Here is an 18,841-nt window from a genome sequence, read left to right as displayed (position 1 = left end):
GACAATATGTCTTTACAAATGAGGTATATCGCTAAGCGACTTATTTATGCGGTACTTACTGTATGGGTTTTGATTTCCATTACATTTTTATTGATGCAGATGCTTCCAGGTGACCCTTTTTCCGGAATTAAGGTACTTAATCCTGAGATAAAAGCTTCTTTAGCCACAAAGTATGGTCTAGATAAGTCTATATTAGAGCAGTATGGAATATATGTGAATAATTTGATACATGGAGATTTTGGTTCTTCCATTGTATCTGGTCGTCAAGTCATAGATATTATAGCCCAAGCATTCCCAGTTTCTTTAGAACTGGGAATACGGGCTTTGATTTTTGCAATTATTTTGGGATTTTTGTCAGGGATTACAGCTGCTTTGAAGCATGGGACGAAGTGGGATACATTGACAATGATTTTGGTGCTTCTTGGGGTGTCTGTTCCATCATTTATTATTGGTGCTTTGTTGCAGTATTTTTTTGGAATTGTGGTGTTTCAATTTACTGGTATCCATTTTTTTGCCATTATAGGATGGGGGAGTGAGAATAGCAAGATTTTACCTGCATTTGCGCTCGCCTTTGGTTCTATGGCAAGTATTGGGAGGTTAATGCGTTCTAGTATGCTTGATGTCCTTGGGCAGGACTATATCCGTACAGCAAAGGTTAAAGGAATCAAGAAAAAAGATATTATCTTTCATCATTGTCTACGTAATGCATTAATGCCAGTGATAACAGTTCTTGGTCCTATGACAGCAGTTCTGTTGACTGGGACATTTGCTGTAGAATATGTATTTTCTATTCCAGGTCTTGGAAAATACTTTGTAGACTCAGTACAGGCCAATGACTATCCAGTGATTATAGGAACAACATTATTTTTTGGTATGTTTCTCGTATTGTGTAATTTAATCGTGGATATTTTGAACAGTTGTATAGACCCTCGCATAAAATTAGGAGGTGAGGAAAATAGACAGTAGTAAAAGAGTACTTGTCCATGAAGATTTTTCTTCTATTGATGGCTGTAATTTAGATATAACTAATAATAAACAGGTGTATCCCTCTATGAGTTTTGTAAGGGAAACTATATCCATACTATGCCACAATAAAATTGCAGTAGTGTCATTTATAATGATACTTCTTCTGATTATAGGATCAATATGTTTTCCAATATTTTATAATTTTGATTTTGCATCTCAGAATGTGGCATATGCAAATACCCCCTTTTTTAGCAAAGACCCAAGTAGTGGTTTTACTCATATCTTTGGTACAGATAATCTTGGGCGTGATATTTTTGTACGTATTTGGTATGGGACACGAGTATCACTTCTAGTAGCAGGGGTGGTAGCTATCATAGACTGCATAGTAGGAGTAGTATATGGTAGTATTTCTGGATATATAGGTGGCATGGTTGACAATGTAATGATGCGTATATTGGAAATCATTAGTGGAATTCCATACCTTGTTGTTGTCCTTTTACTCATGGCAGTGCTACCACAGGGAGTTGGAACTTTGATTATCGCCTATACTCTTGTAGGATGGACTAGTATGGCACGATTGGTAAGAGGACAGGTGATTTCTCTTATGGAGAGAGAATTTATAATTGCTGCAAGAATTATGGGAGCAAGTATGGGACGGATTATTTTCTGCCACCTAATTCCTAATATGTTAGGTATTATTATTGTACATATGACATTGAGTATTCCAGGGATTATATTTACAGAAGCATTCTTATCAATGTTGGGAATGGGAGTCCCTCCACCATATCCATCATTGGGAATTATGGCAAATGAAGGTGTTGCTGTTTTTCAGACTTATCCAGTAAGGCTTTTAGTGCCAGGACTATTTATTTGTCTTATAATGCTTTCTTTCAATCTCTTGGGAGACCAACTTCAAGATGCTCTAAATCCTAGGTTGAGGAGGTCTGCTGATTATGGACGATATTCTAAGAATTAAGGAATTGAATGTGTCTTTCGATATGCACAAAAGAACCGTAAATGCAGTTCGAGGTGTTTCGCTTTCCATGAACAGTGGCGAGATTCTTGCACTAGTGGGTGAAAGTGGTTGTGGTAAAAGTGTAATGGCACAGTCAATTTTGCAACTGAATCCTTCACCACCAGCTAAAATTATGGCTGAAGAATTGAAACTTCTAAACTTTGATATTTTGAATGCATCAGAAAAAGAGATGGAACAAATAAGAGGTACTTTAGCAAGTATGATTTTTCAAGACCCTCTGACTTGTTTGAATCCTACAATGAAAATAGGTAAGCAGATTACAGAGTCGCTATACAGAAAAGAAAAAATGTCATCATCTGATTGTAAACAAGAAGCAGTTAGACTACTTGAAATGGTACAGATACCAAATGCTGCACTACAAGCAGAGCAGTACCCTCATCAATTTTCAGGAGGTATGCGACAACGTGTAATGATTGCTATGGCTTTGGCATGTAATCCGAAACTACTTATTGCAGACGAACCAACAACAGCTCTTGATGTTACTACACAACTGCAAATCTTGAAACTGATTGCCAAAATCAGAAAAGAGATGGGGACAGCTGTGCTTTTGATTACCCATGATTTTGGTGTTGTGGCAAACTTGGCAGACCGTGTAGTAGTGATGTATGCTGGAAAAATTGTGGAAGAGAGTGATGTGAAAGAACTTTTTAGTAAAGCAATACACCCATATACACAAGCATTGTTAAGAACACTCCCTACATCAGGTGGTATGGGTGAACGCATATATATATTGGGAAGTCCACCAAATTTATCTGATTTGCCAGTCGGTTGTTCTTTTTCAAAGAGGTGTCCATATTGTATGCAGATTTGTTTGAGAGAAGAGCCTCCTTTGTTTAAGGTGTCAAATAGTCATAGTGCTTCTTGTTGGCGTCTGCATGAAAGTTTTCCAAAGGAGGAATTGGATGATGGAAAAATTACTTGAATTAAATAATGTATCCAAGAGCTTTCCTTTAGGAAGAAAGCGCAAAAATATTGCTGTCAATCACGTTAACCTAACTATTTATAAAGGTGAAACTTTAGGGCTTGTTGGAGAATCTGGTTGTGGAAAATCAACTCTTGCAAGAGTTATTATGGGTGTATATCCATCAAGCGAAGGTGAAATATTATTTCAAGGCAAAAAACTAGAGCTACATCGACAAAGTAGAAGAAAGGCATTTGCACAACATACACAAATGATATTCCAGGACCCATATATGTCTTTAGACCCACATATGACAGTGGAGTCTATTATTGCAGAAAATTTGAAGGTTCATGGCATGCTGGATAAAAATACAAGAACACAAAAAGTATATGAATTGTTAGAAATGACTGGGCTTTTGCGAGAGCATGCAGGACGTTTTCCACATGAGTTTTCAGGAGGCCAAAGACAAAGGATTAGTATTGCACGTGCACTCGTGGTTCAGCCAGATTTCATTATATGTGATGAACCAGTGTCAGCACTAGACAATTCTATTCAGAGTCAGATTATAAACCTTTTATATAAATTAAAGATAGAACTTGGGCTTACTTATCTATTTATTTCACATGACCTAAATATGGTGCGTTATATTTCTGATAGGATAGCAGTGATGTATGCTGGTAGAATCGTGGAGATTGGGGATGCTGAGGAGATTTACAAGACACCTTTACATCCATATACACAGATGCTTTTACGTGCAGTTTTGACTCCAAATCCGAATGAGAGAAATATACTAGATGAAGAAATAGACGTACAAGACGAAGTTAAAATTTTTTCAAGTTGTGAAAAAGGATGTCCTTTTGTGGAGCGTTGTCCAATATCAACAGAATATTGTAGGAAAGAAATACCTGAATTATTTGAACACAGGCAGAATCATCTAGTTGCTTGTCACATGACAAGCAAAGGGTTTAGCTATTATAAAGAGTAAATTTTTGGTGTAATGATAACTAGTATTTTAACATAGTTATAAATGGTAGAGGTGTAAATAGATTTGTTTTTATATAATTTTATCTAAAAATATAGATGCTTTATTTCTTGTACTCAAATTTTTTCAATATTAAAACCTTAAAATATTAATTTAAAAAGGTAGTAAAAAATAACATATAAAAAATTTAAAAGAGGAGTTGAACTTAAAATTTGATTGGAAAAAAATCAATTTTGAGACAACTCCTTATTTTTTTGGAAAAGTAATATACAAGCTATCATAAGCATATAATTCTCTATAGATAATTAACAAGGGGGATAAAGTTATGAGGTATTATAATAAACCTACCAAAGAAGTATTAAAATACTTAAAGACAAATCCAGAAGTTGGACTTGCTGATAATGAGGTAGAAGAGAGGAAGCTTAGATATGGATTAAATGAATTTACGATAAAAGAAGGACGAACATTTTGGGACGAGTTGGGAGAAAGTCTGACAGAGCCCATGATATTAATTCTTATAGGAGCAGCAGTAATAAGTTCATTTGTTGGAGAATTGCATGATGCATTAGGTATTTTAGGAGCTATTTTTATTGGTATTTCTATAGGTATAATAACCGAAGGAAAATCTAAAAAAGCAGCTCATGCTCTATCAAAATTAACAGAGAATATAGAAGTAAAAGTACTTAGAAATGGAAAGATAGTTAAAATATCAAAAAATGATTTGGTACCAGGAGATATTGTATATATAGAAACGGGGGATATGATACCAGCAGATGGAAGGCTTATACAATCTATAAATTTGAAGCTTAGAGAAGATATGCTAACAGGAGAGTCTGATGATGTAGCTAAAAATGCTGATGCTATACTGGATATGGAGGTAGTTTATTCTAAAACAGAAATAATTGAACAGGATACAATACCTGCAAAGCAAATAAATATGGTATTTGGAGGAACTCTTGTAGCATATGGTAGAGGTATAATGGTTGTTACTCATATTGGTGATAAGACAGAGATGGGTAAGATAGCACAGAATTTATCAAATGATGACCAGCAAACTCCACTTCAAATTAAGCTAGGTAAGTTAGGCGCTAAAATAGCAGGAATATCAGGGATAATAGCTACTTTATTGTGTATGTTCATGATTATACAGATGCAGAGAAAAGGACTATTGATTTTGGATACAAGCAGTATCTTGTCTTTTTTACAATCATTAGAACCAGCTAAGAATGCATATATGGTTTGTATTGCTTTAATAGTTGCAACTGTTCCAGAAGGTCTACCAACTATGATAAATATCACCTTAGCTATAACTATGCAAAAAATGGCAAAAATAAATGCTCTAGTAACAAAGAAAGAAGCCTGTGAAACAATAGGCTCTGTTTCTGTAATATGTTCTGATAAGACAGGTACTTTAACACAAAATAAAATGATGGTAGAAGTAGCATATGTTGATGGTAAGTATATAAATAGTGGAGAATATCAAAGTAATAGCTATTTTGAACAAAACTGTATAGTAAATTCAACAGCAGATATCGAAAAGGAAGATAATTCATTTAAATACATAGGAAGTGCAACAGAGTGTGCATTACTTTTATATCATAATGATAAGAACTATAATGAAATGAGAAAACAAACTTATTTAATATCACAAATACCATTTAGTTCAGAAGAAAAGAAAATGTCAACATTAATCCGTCAAGAGGATTCAGATATACTGCTTTCAAAAGGAGCACCAGAAGTACTACTAAAGAAATGTTCTTATGTACAACAAGGAAAAAGTATTATTCCAATAACTCCCAAAATAGAAAAAAATATTTTGGATGAAATAAAAAAGCTACAAATTAAATCTATGAGAACATTAGGGTTTGCCTATAAAAAGATGACTAAATCTAGGATAGAAGTTGCAATAACTTCAGAAGGAGAATTGAATTTAATAGGAAATCCAAGAGGCTATGAAAAGGAAGATAATTTGGTATTTAGTGGATTTGTAGGAATAGTAGACCCATTGAGAGAAGGGGTTAAAGAATCTATTGATAAGGCATTTAATGCAGGAGTAGATGTAAAAATGCTTACAGGAGATAATATCAATACAGCCACTGCTATTGGAGATGAATTAGGTTTATTGAGTGATGGGAAAAAGGCAGTTGAGGCAACCTATATAGACGTACTGACAGATGAAGAGTTAAGGGAAGAAATAAAAGGAATATCTATTGTGGCAAGAAGTAAACCAGATACAAAGATGAGAATAGTTTCTGCACTTCAAAAAAGTGGTGAAGTTGTAGCTGTAACAGGTGATGGTATAAACGATGCCCCAGCTCTTAGTCAAGCAGATGTTGGTATTGCGATGGGAATCTCAGGTACAGAAGTATCTAAAAATGCAGCGGATATAATATTGACTGATGATAGCTTTAGTACAATAGTAGAAGGAATAAAATGGGGAAGAGGTATTTATGAAAACTTCCAAAGATTTATACAGTTCCAGCTTACTGTAAATATAGTAGCATTTATAATTGCTATAATATCTCAGCTTACTGGTAAAGATATGCCATTTACCACAATACAACTATTATGGGTAAACATAATAATGGATGGTCCTCCAGCTCTTGCATTAGGACTAGAACCTGTTAGAGATTATGTATTGAAAAGAAAACCAATAAATAGACACTCTGGAATAATAGCTAGGTCTATGTCTATAAATATTATTATAAATGCTATCCTTATAATTACAATTGTATTTACACAATCAGCTTTTAATATATTGGGGGCCACACCAGATGAGCAAGGTACTGTTATATTTTCTTTATTTGCATTCAGTGCCCTTTTTAATGCATTGAATTGTAGAGAGTTTGGCTTTAATAGTACGATACCGAATTTCTTTAAAAATAAGCTGGCATTACAAATAATTGTTGTTACAGGTGTAATCCAGATAATATTTACACAAGTATTCCAGAGTTTCTTTAACTCTGTTTCTTTAGACTTTAATATGTGGATAAAAATAATACTATTTGCATCAACTATTCTGTTATCAAATGAATTTGTTAAATTAATTCTTAGAACACTAAAAAATAGCAGAACTACGAATCTTAGTATTAAAAGTTAATTTTTTGTAAGACCGCAAAGTAGCATATATTATGACTTTGCGGTTTTATGTTTTATACAATTATTTTGGAGTTATTTTAATATTATATAGTTTCTTTCTATAATATTTCATTATATTACAATTCGATTATAGATGGTGTATGATTTACGAAAGGTAAAAAATCGTGAATGATTTGTTTTGTTTTAATTTTCATATAACTGGTAGTAGTACCATCACTACATCCATACCATTCTTCATTGACAACGTCTTTGTCAAAAACGATTTGTACAGTATTATCACTGTCAAGTATAGCACTGAAAATAGTTGCTGCACCAACTTTAGTTCCTAACATTGTTTCCATGAATTCAGCAGGAGCAAAAGAAACTCTAGACACTCCTAATGCGTTGCTAAAATTAGTTGATTTAAATGGTTTATCCCCTGGCATAATAAATAGATAAAAATCTGTTTTTTGTCTATTACAAAGAAATAGAGTCTTTACCATTTTCATATCCAATTTTTTATCAATCTGAACACAGTCTTCCATTGTAATTGCTTCATCTGTCTCAACGCGTTCAAATTCAATATTCAAATTTTGTAATATTTCGTATACCTCTTTTTGTAATGGAGTATCAAATTTAACTGGTGCTTCTGTATAAATATCACTTATAAAAAACATGATTTATTTCCTTCCTTTCCGTTTAAAATCCTATGGGCATAGTGTATCATAAGGTTATAAATTATAAAAGCGAATGTTTATCATAGAAAATATGACAAAATCAGATGGATGTGAGGTGTACACAGTATGGATATGAATATTCAAAAATATATGGCATTTGTTAAAGCTGTTGAATCTGGAAGTTTTACAAAGGCAGCGGATATGTTAAAGTATTCGCAATCTGGCATTAGCCGTATGATTAATGATTTAGAAAAAGAATGGGGGGGTATCACTATTAGAACGTAGACGTTCTGGGGTAAAATTAACTTCTGATGGTATGAAATTATTACCTTTTGCTAAAGGTGTATGTAATGAATATTATAAATTACAAATGCAAATAGAGGAATTGAATGGATTGAAATCAGGGATTATACGAATAGGAACCTTTTCAAGTGTGGCAACTCATTGGCTTCCAAATATTATTAGAGAGTTTCAAAAGGACTATCCTAATATTGACTATGAATTATTACTTGGTGATTATACAGAAATAGAAAATTGGATTCTAGATGGTAGAGTTGATTGTGGTTTTTTAAGACTGCCTACGCTTCCAGAGTTTGAAACTATTTTTTTAGAGCAGGATAAATTACTTGTGATTTTACCTGAAAACCATCCTCTTGTAGAGTGTGAATACTTTCCAATTGATGAACTTTGTAATTATCCTTTTATGTTATTAGAAAAAGGTGCAAAAACAGAGATTTCTGAGATATTTGAACGCCACAATATTTCTCCTAAAGTTCATTTTACAACATGGGATGATTATGCAATTATGTCTATGGTGGAAAGTGGCTTGGGTATTAGCATATTACCTCAGCTTATTTTACAACGTATTCCTTATCGTATTGTGGCAAAGGAGTTGGAAGTACCAGCTTATAGAAATATTGGTATGGTATTAAGGGACAAAAAGAGCACATCACTTGCAGTGAAGAAGTTTATAGATTATATAAAGTATAAATAAATACAAAAAAAATCAATGAAAAAACTATTTTATATGTAAAAATATTATATAAAAGTAAAATTTTAGAGCTTTAAATTAAAAGATATCAGAAATAAAAAATAATATTATAAATAATACTTGGGAAAAATAATAGCATGACAATAAATCTATGAAGAAAAGGAACTAATAGTATAAGGTTACTTTAATAGAATTCAAATAGATTATCCGAATAGATAGAAAGATTAATAAATAGATATTAAGTTATAAAGAAAATTTACTAGAAATCCAATAAATCATATCAAAATGGATATATAGAAAGGAATAAATTTATGAAATTTAAAAAATGGATTAGTATGATTTTATCTATATCAGTAATAAGTGCTCTGTTTGTAGGTTGTACAAATAAAGCTAATTCTAATGAAACTTCAAATGAAAAAATATCATACGAAATAAATTCAACAAAAAATAATGATAATAAGATTGAATCTAATAAATTTAGTTTAGGAACATCAGAAATAGTTATAAGAGGAAAGACAATACCTTTTAAGATAGAAGGTATAATATCAGCTCCTAAAGAGATAAAAGAAAAAGCACCTGTAGTATTAATCTTTCATGGGCAACATGGAGATGGAGAAAATGATTTTGAAGATGGATTTAAATATCTTACTGAAGATTTAGCGAAAAATGGTATTATAGGAGTATCTATTGATACTTCAGTAAACTATACTTTTAAGTATGGAGAACCTGTAGAAAACGAGAGAATCACATATTTAACTCAGGCTTATATAAAAGCATTTCAAGATGCAAATGAGGGAAATAAAAACGGATTTGGAGTATATCTTAAAGATAAAGTTGATTTAAATAATATTGGTCTTATAGGTCATTCTGTAGCTGGTTCTGGTGTATTCAAAATAGCACAAGACCAAATACAAAAAGAGTTTAAGGGAATAAAAGGAATTATATCACTTACACCAGCCTATAATAGTCCGATAGAAAAGTTTCCAGATATACCAACAACAATAATAGTATCAGAGTACGATGGAGATGTTATTCACAGTGGAGATGATATTTTTCATGCTATATCCTTAGATAAAAATAGAAAAAGCCCATTGGGACTAACTTATTTAGTAGGTGGAAATCATAATGCATATAACTCAGTTTTGGGAGAAAAGGAATTTTCTGCACCACGAGATACGGATGGGACTTATCCTGAAAAATTAGGTAAAGAAGAACATAGAGATTTCTTTTCTAATTATGCAGTTGACTATATGAAATCTATTTTTGACTTTGATGATAGCGAATCACCTATTTTTAGTAAAAAGGGATTGCCATATAAAATGTATGAGTATCAGACATTAAACAAAGTTAAATATAATGGTTCTTTAGATTTATTCAATCAAAAATCATTTAAAGATATAGATTCAAGTGATGTTGATACAAAAGAGGTAGTTGAATCAGAGAGATTAGATAAAGATACTGCAAAACTTTTTAGTAATATAAGCTCAAGTGAAGATGTTGATTTATTGCAAGTTGATTGGAAATCTAAAGAAGCAAAAATAGAGTTACCTTTAAGTAATAAAAATTTAAAAGATTACTCTGCACTAAAATTTAGATGGGCGTTGAATTCTCCTAGTGAGTTAAATAGTAAAGATAAGAAGGTTTCAGTTAAACTTAGCTTAATTGATTCTAAAGGAAAAGAAAGTAGTGTAATAATGGATAATGATAAAGTGTCTGCTATAAAATATTTTGAGGGTAAAGCTGTGAGAGATGAATATGTAGAAGGAAAATTTATGGAGTTTTGGTCAAGATATACTCCAGTAAGTGATACAATAATACCTATTGAAAAGTTTAAAAACATAGATTTATCTAATGTAAAAGGCATTAAATTTGAATTTGAAAATCCAGATACAGGTTCAATTATGTTAAATAAAATAGTTGGTATAAAATAGTAATATAAGTCCTAGGTAAAATTATAAAATATCTAGGGCTAATTTTGTTAGACTTCAAGAATTTAAACTGAAAATATGTTGCTTTTATAATGGCTGTATGAAAATAAGGCTAATAATATCTTATTAAGATAGAGTAACTTTTAAGAATTTTATATACAAATTATGTTATCATAAATAAAGATATAAATTCTAAAATTTGTTAATAAAATAGAAGACAAGGAGGGTAAGTTTTATGTTTTCAAAAATCCTAGTCAAAACATTTATCAAAGATAGTGAAAATGTTCAAAATAGAGATGTTAGAAATAAGTATGGTTATGTAGCTGGTGTAGTAGGTATATTATCTAATTTACTTTTATTTGTAGTAAAGGTGTCTATAGGTATGCTCACAGCAAGTATAGCCATAATGGCTGATGCATTTAACAATCTTTCTGATATGGCATCTTCAGCAATAACTATGATAGGATTCAAATTAGCAAGTAAGCCAGCTGATAAAGAGCATCCTTTTGGACATGGAAGAATAGAATATTTATCCGCATTAATAGTAGCATTTATGGTGATGTTGGTAGGACTTCAATTTATAAAGTCATCTGTAGAAAGGATAGTAAATCCAGTACCTATAAAATTTGAAGTAATACCTCTTGTACTTTTAATTGCTTCTATAATGATTAAAGTTTGGTTAAGTAAATTTAATAAATTTATGGGAAATAAAATTAATTCTTCAGCATTAAAAGCAGTTTCACTTGATGCTTTAGGAGACGTATTCACATCGAGTTGTGTAGTAATATCATTTGTTATAGCTAGGTTTACTAGTTTTCCTATAGATGGCTATGTTGGTATTGCAGTATCACTAGTAATACTTTATGCTGGATTTTCACTTGTAAAAGATACTATAAATCCTCTTCTAGGAGAAGCCCCAGATGAAGAAATGGTAAAATCCATTATAGAATTATTACTATCTTATAAACATATTATAGGGACACATGATTTAATAATCCATAACTATGGAGTTGGACGATGTATTGCATCTATACATGCAGAAATTCCATCAAATATAGATATAATGGAAATTCATGAAATCATAGATACTGCTGAGAGAGAAATATCTGAAAAATTGGATATATATTTGGTAATTCACATGGACCCTATATGTCTTGAAGATGAAGAAGTTATGTCAGCAAAGGAAGAACTTGAAAAAATACTTAAGAAAAATAGTCTCGTAAAATCTATGCATGATTTTAGAATAGTTGGAAAAGGAAATAAGAAAAATTTAGTGTTTGATATAGTAGTTAATCCTTCTGAGTTCTCTAAAAATATGTCAGAAGAAGATTTAAAAGAAGATATAACGAGATTAGTTAAGGAGATGAATCCTGAATATAATTGTGTAATTGTTGTGGATAAGGATTTTATTTAATGATTACCTAAAATTGTTATAAGGAAAAAAATGTAAAATATATAGACAATAAGATATAGTCATTATATAATATAAATATATAATTGTATTTAGTATGAATATAACAATTTTAATTGTTTTTTATAAAATATTATAGAGATGTTGATGTATGTCTTATTATTGGGCGCCTTATGGACATACTGAGTCAGTGGTGCAACCGGCTATGAATATAAATTTATTTATTTTCATAGCTTTTTTTGTATAATTTTTTGATAAAAATTAATTTAAATGGGATATCAATGGAAATTTATAAACTATAGACAGTATAGAGGGGAGAAATCTATATGAAGAAGGGTAATAAAAGGGCATTATTAATAAGCTTAATTATGATTTTAAGTATGGTAGTATCTACAATATATCCAACTGTATCTTATGCTTCGGAATTAGGAGATAACAGTCAGAGTCAAAATAGCTCAACTAGTTCATCAAGTGGGGAAGAGAAGCCATCAGATAATAAAAAGCCAGAGCAGACTCCAGAAGGAGAGAAGCCATCAGACAATAAAAAACCAGAGCAGACTCCAGAAGAGGAGAAGCCATCAGACAATAAAAAGCCGGAACAGACTCCAGAAGGAGAAAAACCATCAGACAATAAAAAACCAGAGCAGACTCCAGAAGAGGAGAAGCCATCAGACAATAAAAAGCCGGAACAAACTCCAGAAGGAGAAAAACCATCAGACAATAAAAAGCCAGAGCAGACTCCAGAAGAGGAGAAGCCATTAGACAATAAAAATACAGAGCAGATTCCAAAAGAAGAGAAGCCATTAGAAGATGAAAATCTATTAAAAACTTTAGAAGAAGAACTTAATGAAGAGAATGAAGATTATGGATTCATTATAAAAATTAATAATAGTACAATAGAAACTGAATCAATGAAAAAAATATCATTTAAATTAACTTATACTCCAACATCAAAGGGAATACAAGCAGGTGATTCAATAACTTTCAAGGTGCCAGATGTATTTAATAAAGTTAATTTAGATTATACAAGTGAATGTTTTGATAAAACAGAAAGTAATGGAGAATACACACTTACATTTAGAGAACTACCTAATGGTCAAAGTATAATGCAAGGGAAAATAGGTCTAGAAGCATATGTTAAAAAGGTTGATGAAGAAACAAATACAAAAATTCATATTGAAACTACTGGAAAGATAGAAAGTGGAAGTGGAGATGTGGATGTAGAAATAAAGCCTGGAGATAAGGACGATGTAGAAGAGGCTAAAGGAACACTTAAAAAGCTTGTTGAAGGAAGAAAATCAACTACTGTATTTATGCCAGTTAAAAATAAAAATATAAATTATAGTATACAAGTAAATGAAAAACAGGAAGAATTAAAAGACATTATTTTGTATGATGAACTTCCAGAAGGGTTGACATTGGTAAATAATTCTGTGAGTGTAGTAGCAAGCGATGGGAAAGAAGTGAGTGATTTTAACATTGAACAGAATACAAACTCTATCTCAGTTAATTTTGGGAATATAGATAAAGCGTATACAGTTAAATATAAAGCTAGAATTAGTGATGAAAATGCAAAACATGATAATAAATATAAAAATGTAGCTAGGATAGAATCTGATGGTAAGAAGGTACAAGAAGACGATGCTACTGTAAGTGTATTTGATAGAGGTAGCGATTATCTTTTGACTAAAGGGCATTCAGGAGCAACAAATATTACTCAAGTTGGTCAAGTAATAAACTATCAGATTTCAGTAAATGATGATAAGTCACCAATAAGTAATGTTGTTATAACAGATAACATACCAGAAGGTATGAGATTAACTACAGCAGGAGAAGCTGGACATGATTTTAGAGTTGTAGAAATTCCAATGAATGGAAGTTGGACTCCTTGGAGTAAAGAAAAAATTGCCAACAACATTTCGTATAAACTAGAAGAAAAAAGAAATGAAAGTGGTCAAGTAGATAAAGTTATAACTGGATTTACAATTAATCTTAGTAAAGAAGAAGTAGAATCAAAATTTTATATAGCTTATACATTAAAGGTTATTAGTATTGAAGATAGTTATACAAATAGAGCTGTTCTTGATGCAAATAACAGTAAAGTTGATAAAAGTGATGAGATAAGTTTTAAGAAGAATTCTGGATTAATAAGTGCAAAAAAAGAAGTTGATAAAAAAGTCTTAAATAGCAATGATAATCAGATTGTTAAATACAAAATAAATATGTCAACTTATGGTGTTTATGATGCAGGTCAAGTAAATCTTTTGGATAAAGTAAACCCAGCTTTAAAAATATCTAATATAAAATATTCTGATAATCTTGAACTTAAAAAAGAAGCTGGAGATGGAAAAAACACTATAAGATTAGTAAATAAATATGAATTTAAGCAGATAAAAGAAGGCGAACCTGTGCAAAGTTGGGTTACATTTGATGCAGATTTCACGGATGTAAAAGTTGGAGAGACTATACAAAATGTAGCTCAGATTAATGGTTCAAGTCCTCCTGGAGTAGAAACTACTAAGCAAGGTTATGCTTTTGAAGCTAAAAAAGTAGATGCTTTAGATAAAAGCGCACTTTCAGGTGCTAAATTTAATTTAGAAGATGTATCTGGAAATGTAGTAGTTAAGAATTTAGTTAGTGATGAAGATGGTATAATTCAATCTAGTGTAAAAAAAACAGGAACATATTATTTAGTAGAAATAATGGCTCCAAGTGGATATGAAAAATTAAAGGACAAAATCAAAGTTAATATTGATAAGAAAGATATTGGTAGAATTGTGGATATTGGAAATATAGAAAATGTAAAACAAGAAAATCCACCAGTACCACCAAATCCAGATGAACCAGTAGTAAATCCACCAGTGCCACCAAGTACAGATAAACCAAGTAAATCATCAAGACCATCTGACACAGATGAAATAGTGGTGAATCCACCAATACCACCATCAGATGATGTGGTAAATCCTCCGATACCAGAGGTAGTGAATCCACCAATACCACCATCAGATGATGTAATAGAAAAGCCTGTTAAACCAATTGTTCCAATAACAGAAGTAGTAAAACCATCAGTATCAGAAGAAAAAAATGATAAAGTGAAAGATGATACTTTAGTAAATCCGCCAGTACCACCAAAGACAGGAGATAATACTACAATTACTGGAGAAATACTATTAGCTCTAGGAGCTATTATAGGTCTTATTATATTAAGACGAAATAAAAATACAAATTAGACCCTAACATTATAAAAATATAAGTAATATTAAAAAATATCTTCTAAAACAATATTTCATAGTGAGAATATTGTTAGAAGATATTTTTTTTTGGTGGATTATGTAAAAAAATAATAACTTTTTAGAAAAAAAATCCAAAAATCTATAGACAATTAGAGAAATATAAGCTATAATATAAATATAAAATTAAATGAGGCAAAACTAGGGAAACCTAGTCACGCAAAGCTATAGGGGCTAAAGTTTAGTAAACCACGCCAGCCAGTTGCCGAAAAGAGTAAAAATTTCTTTTTGTATATACAAAGATACTCTTGGGTATCTTTTTTATTTTGAAATTTATTACTCCCGGCCTAACTCAAAGGAGGGAATAATATGAAACCAAGTAAAAAGTTATTAATCGCTATAATATCAATATTCTTAATAAGTTCAGTTCCAGTAAGTGCACATGCAGATAGTGCAACTATACAACATAATAAAGAAACACTTAATCAAATAGTTGTTCTTCCAACTGGAAATTACAATAAAAATGAAGCTAATGCTATGATAGGTAGATTAGCAAATATAGATGGAAAATATTTAAATGCTTTAAAACAAGATAACTTAAAAATAAAATTATTAAGTGGAAAATTAACAGATGAAAAAGAATATGCTTATTTAAAAGGTGTAGTTCCTAAGGGTTGGGAAGGCACTGGAAAAACTTGGGATGATGTTCCTGGTTTAGGTGGAAGTACAGTAGCTCTTAGAATAGGATTTAGTAACAAAGGTAAAGGTCATGATGCAATAAACTTAGAATTACATGAAACAGCACATGCAGTAGACCATATCGCATTAAAGGATATTTCTAAATCAGCACAATTTAAACAAATATTTGCTAAAGAAGGACGTTCTTTAGGTAATGTAAATTACTTAGGTGTATATCCAGAAGAATTCTTTGCAGAAGCATTTGCATATTATTATTTAAATCAAGATACAAATAGTAAATTAAAAGCAGCTTGTCCACAAACTTATAGCTTTTTACAAAATTTAGCTAAATAGAGAATTAAAAAAATTTAAAATAAATGTAAAAAAGAGATGCTACTATAATAGCATCTCTTTTATATTTCGTTTAAAACTAATAAATTTACTCTTATGTATAAAACAATAGATTATCAGTTACTACTCTTTATACAAGGCTTCAATGTGCTTATTATGTGCTTGAGTAATTATCGTAGGTATTATAGAAATTATTGAACCAAGTACTATAAATAAAATTCCTATAACCATATTAATAGGGATAATCTCTTTAAGTATTAATAAAGCTAGTATTGGAGATATTACTGGTTTAAAGAAGAATACTAAAGATGTAAGACTAGTAGATGTAGCCTCCATTGCCATAAAGTAAAGTGCATAACCAACACCTGTAACAAATACAAATACATAAATCATAATAGGCATATTGTGTAAAGTATAGCCACTAAAAATAGGTATATTTGCAAATACATGAAGTTTATTTTTGTTTAAGATATCTGCTATAAAATTAATTTTACTAAGTAAAACTAATATTAACATTTCTATACTACCAAATATAAAACTAAAACAAGTTACAACTATTCCACCAAATTTTAAAGTTTTTCTTTTACCAAATACAGTATACATTGAAAAAATGATAGCAGAAGATAATGTCAGGAATATTCCGCTAAGAGTTAACTTTGTATGCAATGGATTTATGATAACTATAATTCCAAGTACTTCTAATATAAGAGAAATTACATTGTGCCTATATATTTTTTCCTTTAAAATTAAGTAAGCTAGAAGCATTACAAATACTGGATTACAACTAAACAAAACAGCAACTACAGATGCTTTTGTGTTTAGAACAGCCAGTTGATACAATGACATACTCACTACTACACACATAAAACCTAGAAATGCAAAGTATTTTAAGTCTGATTTTGTTATAGAAAGATTAAGAGATTTTAATTTTTTTATAGCAAAAGGTAGTAAGACTAAACCACCAACAAAAAATCTTGATAAAGTTATTTGTAAGGGATTAAAGTCATTAGTAACAGTTTTTAGACTAATTTCCATTGAACTAAAAAATAAGGTAGTCAGTATTATATAAACATAACCTTTTTTCAAGTCAAACACCTCCTTGTAATTTATATTAGTACTATATATTACAACATTCAAGTATATTGGTATAATATGGTATATAAAATATAGTACATAAAATTATAAACTACCTTAGTATAGAATACTTAGATTCTATACTAAGGTAGTTAATTATTTGAATTACCTTGATTTAATTATTTTAAATTATAAAGTTTAGCTAACTTTTCAAATGCTGGTAGAGAACTTTTAACTTTATCATAAGATACACAATATGATACTCTAAAGTGACCTGGACAACCAAAAGAAGAACCTGGTACTAATAATAAATTAAACTGTTTTGCATCATTACAGAATTTTTTATCGTCTTCAATTGGAGCTTTTGGGAATAAATAGAATGTACCACTAGGTTTAACACAAGAAAATCCCATATCTATTAAGCTATTATATAGAAGGTCAAAATTCTTTTTATAAATGTTAACATCAACTTCAGCATCTAAACTTCTTGCGATAACTCTTTGGAAAAGAGAAGGAGCATTTACAAATCCAAGTATTCTATTTGCAACATTTAATGAAGACATAACATCATCAAAATCATCCATTTGTCCATTAGCAACAATATATCCTATACGTTCACCAGGTAGAGATAATGATTTACTATAAGAGTATCCTATAAATGAGTTTTTATAGTATTTTAGTACACAAGGAACTTTCGCACCATCATAAATTATTTCTCTATATGGCTCATCAGAAATTAGATATATATTTGTATTTAATTCTTTTTGTTTTGAGTCTAATAGCTCTCCAAGATTTTTTAATAATTCTTCAGAATAGATGACACCAGTAGGATTATTTGGAGTGTTTATTATTAAAGCTCTTGTCTTTGAAGTAATGGCATTTTTTAGAGCATTTAAATCTGGTTCAAAAGTTTCTATATTTGTAGGAACTTCTATTAATTTTCCATCATAATTTTCTGTATAGTTTTTGTACTCACCAAAATACGGTGCAAAAGCAATAACTTCATCATCAGGATTTAAAAGAGTTTTTAAAATAATATTCAGACCACCAGCAGCACCACAAGTCATAATTAGATTTTCTCTTGTAAGGTTTAATCCATCTTTTTTATTTATGTGTTCAGCAATAGCATCTCTTACATCTTCATATCCTGAGTTATTCATGTAGCCATGAACTAGATTTGGAGATTCTTCATTTAAAATATCATTTATAACTGCTTTAATAGTCTCTGGAGGTTCAACACTTGGATTTCCTATACTAAAATCAAAAACATTTTCTTCTCCATAAATATCAGAAAGTTTCTTTCCTTCTTCAAACATAGCTCTTATAACAGAGCTGTTTGCAACTAAAGTTTGCATTTTATTAGATATCATATGTAACACTCCCTTTTATAGATTTATATTGCTTATGTATATCTTACCATATTTTTACAGAATTTAGACAATTTTCGAAAAATTATTTGTTTGAAAATATAAACTTTTATATAAAATATATTTATGTGAAGTGAGTATTAAAAATTCCAATTTCGAACTTAATCATAG

General features: G+C 30.5%; 14 protein-coding genes and 2 riboswitches. Of the genes, 11 read left to right on the top strand and 3 right to left on the bottom strand.

The window, feature by feature from the left end; all coding sequences use genetic code 11:
- Positions 1-6 precede the first annotated feature (6 nt).
- The 5 genes from ACTG48_RS16175 (at position 7) to ACTG48_RS16155 (ending at position 6,985) form a co-directional block, all read left to right on the top strand.
- The gene (locus ACTG48_RS16175; RefSeq protein ID WP_479917384.1) at positions 7-966 is read left to right on the top strand and encodes an ABC transporter permease; all 960 of its coding nucleotides are present in this window, start codon (positions 7-9) and stop codon (positions 964-966) included.
- 85 nt (positions 967-1,051) lie between these two features.
- On the top strand, positions 1,052-1,942 hold the full coding sequence (locus tag ACTG48_RS16170) for an ABC transporter permease (RefSeq protein WP_479917383.1): 891 nt from the start codon (positions 1,052-1,054) through the stop codon (positions 1,940-1,942).
- Positions 1,920-2,924: an ABC transporter ATP-binding protein gene (locus tag ACTG48_RS16165; protein ID WP_044213874.1), complete on the top strand. Its 1,005-nt coding sequence runs from the start codon at positions 1,920-1,922 to the stop codon at positions 2,922-2,924. The genes ACTG48_RS16170 and ACTG48_RS16165 overlap by 23 nt, the downstream gene beginning before the upstream one ends.
- Positions 2,905-3,888 (top strand): ABC transporter ATP-binding protein, encoded by a 984-nt coding sequence (locus ACTG48_RS16160; RefSeq protein WP_479917382.1) that lies wholly within the window; start codon positions 2,905-2,907, stop codon positions 3,886-3,888. The genes ACTG48_RS16165 and ACTG48_RS16160 overlap by 20 nt, the downstream gene beginning before the upstream one ends.
- 322 nt (positions 3,889-4,210) lie before the next feature.
- Positions 4,211-6,985, top strand: a complete 2,775-nt coding sequence (locus ACTG48_RS16155; protein WP_479917381.1) for a calcium-translocating P-type ATPase, PMCA-type — start codon at positions 4,211-4,213, stop codon at positions 6,983-6,985.
- 115 nt (positions 6,986-7,100) lie between these two features.
- Here ACTG48_RS16155 and ACTG48_RS16150 read toward each other — a convergent pair whose 3' ends face one another.
- On the bottom strand, positions 7,101-7,640 hold the full coding sequence (locus ACTG48_RS16150) for a prolyl-tRNA synthetase associated domain-containing protein (protein ID WP_479917380.1): 540 nt from the start codon (positions 7,638-7,640) through the stop codon (positions 7,101-7,103).
- A 126-nt stretch (positions 7,641-7,766) separates the two neighbouring features.
- Between ACTG48_RS16150 and ACTG48_RS16145 the strand changes: the two genes are divergently transcribed.
- The 6 genes from ACTG48_RS16145 (at position 7,767) to ACTG48_RS16120 (ending at position 16,232) form a co-directional block, all read left to right on the top strand.
- Entirely contained in the window at positions 7,767-7,925 is a 159-nt protein-coding gene (locus tag ACTG48_RS16145) for a helix-turn-helix domain-containing protein (RefSeq protein WP_479917379.1), read from the top strand.
- Between the two features lie 31 nt (positions 7,926-7,956).
- The gene (locus ACTG48_RS16140; protein WP_479917378.1) at positions 7,957-8,634 is read left to right on the top strand and encodes a LysR family transcriptional regulator substrate-binding protein; all 678 of its coding nucleotides are present in this window, start codon (positions 7,957-7,959) and stop codon (positions 8,632-8,634) included.
- Positions 8,635-8,942: 308 nt separating this feature from the next.
- Positions 8,943-10,562, top strand: coding sequence for an alpha/beta hydrolase family protein (locus ACTG48_RS16135; protein WP_479917377.1), 1,620 nt, complete (start codon positions 8,943-8,945; stop codon positions 10,560-10,562).
- 232 nt (positions 10,563-10,794) lie between these two features.
- Positions 10,795-11,973, top strand: coding sequence for a cation diffusion facilitator family transporter (locus ACTG48_RS16130; RefSeq protein ID WP_021385781.1), 1,179 nt, complete (start codon positions 10,795-10,797; stop codon positions 11,971-11,973).
- 125 nt (positions 11,974-12,098) lie between these two features.
- Positions 12,099-12,184, top strand: a riboswitch (cyclic di-GMP riboswitch).
- Positions 12,185-12,296: 112 nt separating this feature from the next.
- A complete protein-coding gene (locus ACTG48_RS16125) occupies positions 12,297-15,200 on the top strand; it encodes an SrtB-anchored collagen-binding adhesin (protein ID WP_479917376.1) in 2,904 nt (967 codons plus the stop codon).
- 184 nt (positions 15,201-15,384) lie between these two features.
- Positions 15,385-15,470: riboswitch (cyclic di-GMP riboswitch) on the top strand.
- 99 nt (positions 15,471-15,569) lie between these two features.
- Positions 15,570-16,232 (top strand): anthrax toxin lethal factor-related metalloendopeptidase, encoded by a 663-nt coding sequence (locus ACTG48_RS16120; protein WP_021385782.1) that lies wholly within the window; start codon positions 15,570-15,572, stop codon positions 16,230-16,232.
- Between the two features lie 120 nt (positions 16,233-16,352).
- On the opposite strand, the gene ACTG48_RS16115 is transcribed toward ACTG48_RS16120, so the two are convergent.
- Both ACTG48_RS16115 and ACTG48_RS16110 read right to left on the bottom strand, forming a co-directional pair.
- Positions 16,353-17,315: a DMT family transporter gene (locus ACTG48_RS16115; RefSeq protein WP_479917375.1), complete on the bottom strand. Its 963-nt coding sequence runs from the start codon at positions 17,313-17,315 to the stop codon at positions 16,353-16,355.
- A 167-nt stretch (positions 17,316-17,482) separates the two neighbouring features.
- Complete coding sequence (locus tag ACTG48_RS16110) at positions 17,483-18,673, bottom strand: pyridoxal phosphate-dependent aminotransferase (protein ID WP_479917374.1); 1,191 nt, start codon at positions 18,671-18,673, stop codon at positions 17,483-17,485.
- Positions 18,674-18,841: the final 168 nt, after the last annotated feature.

It is taken from the genome of Clostridioides sp. LIBA-6822, assembly GCF_056688955.1.
The sequence above is the reverse complement of the archived record's forward strand: the minus strand, read 5'-3'. Positions and strand labels throughout refer to the sequence as shown.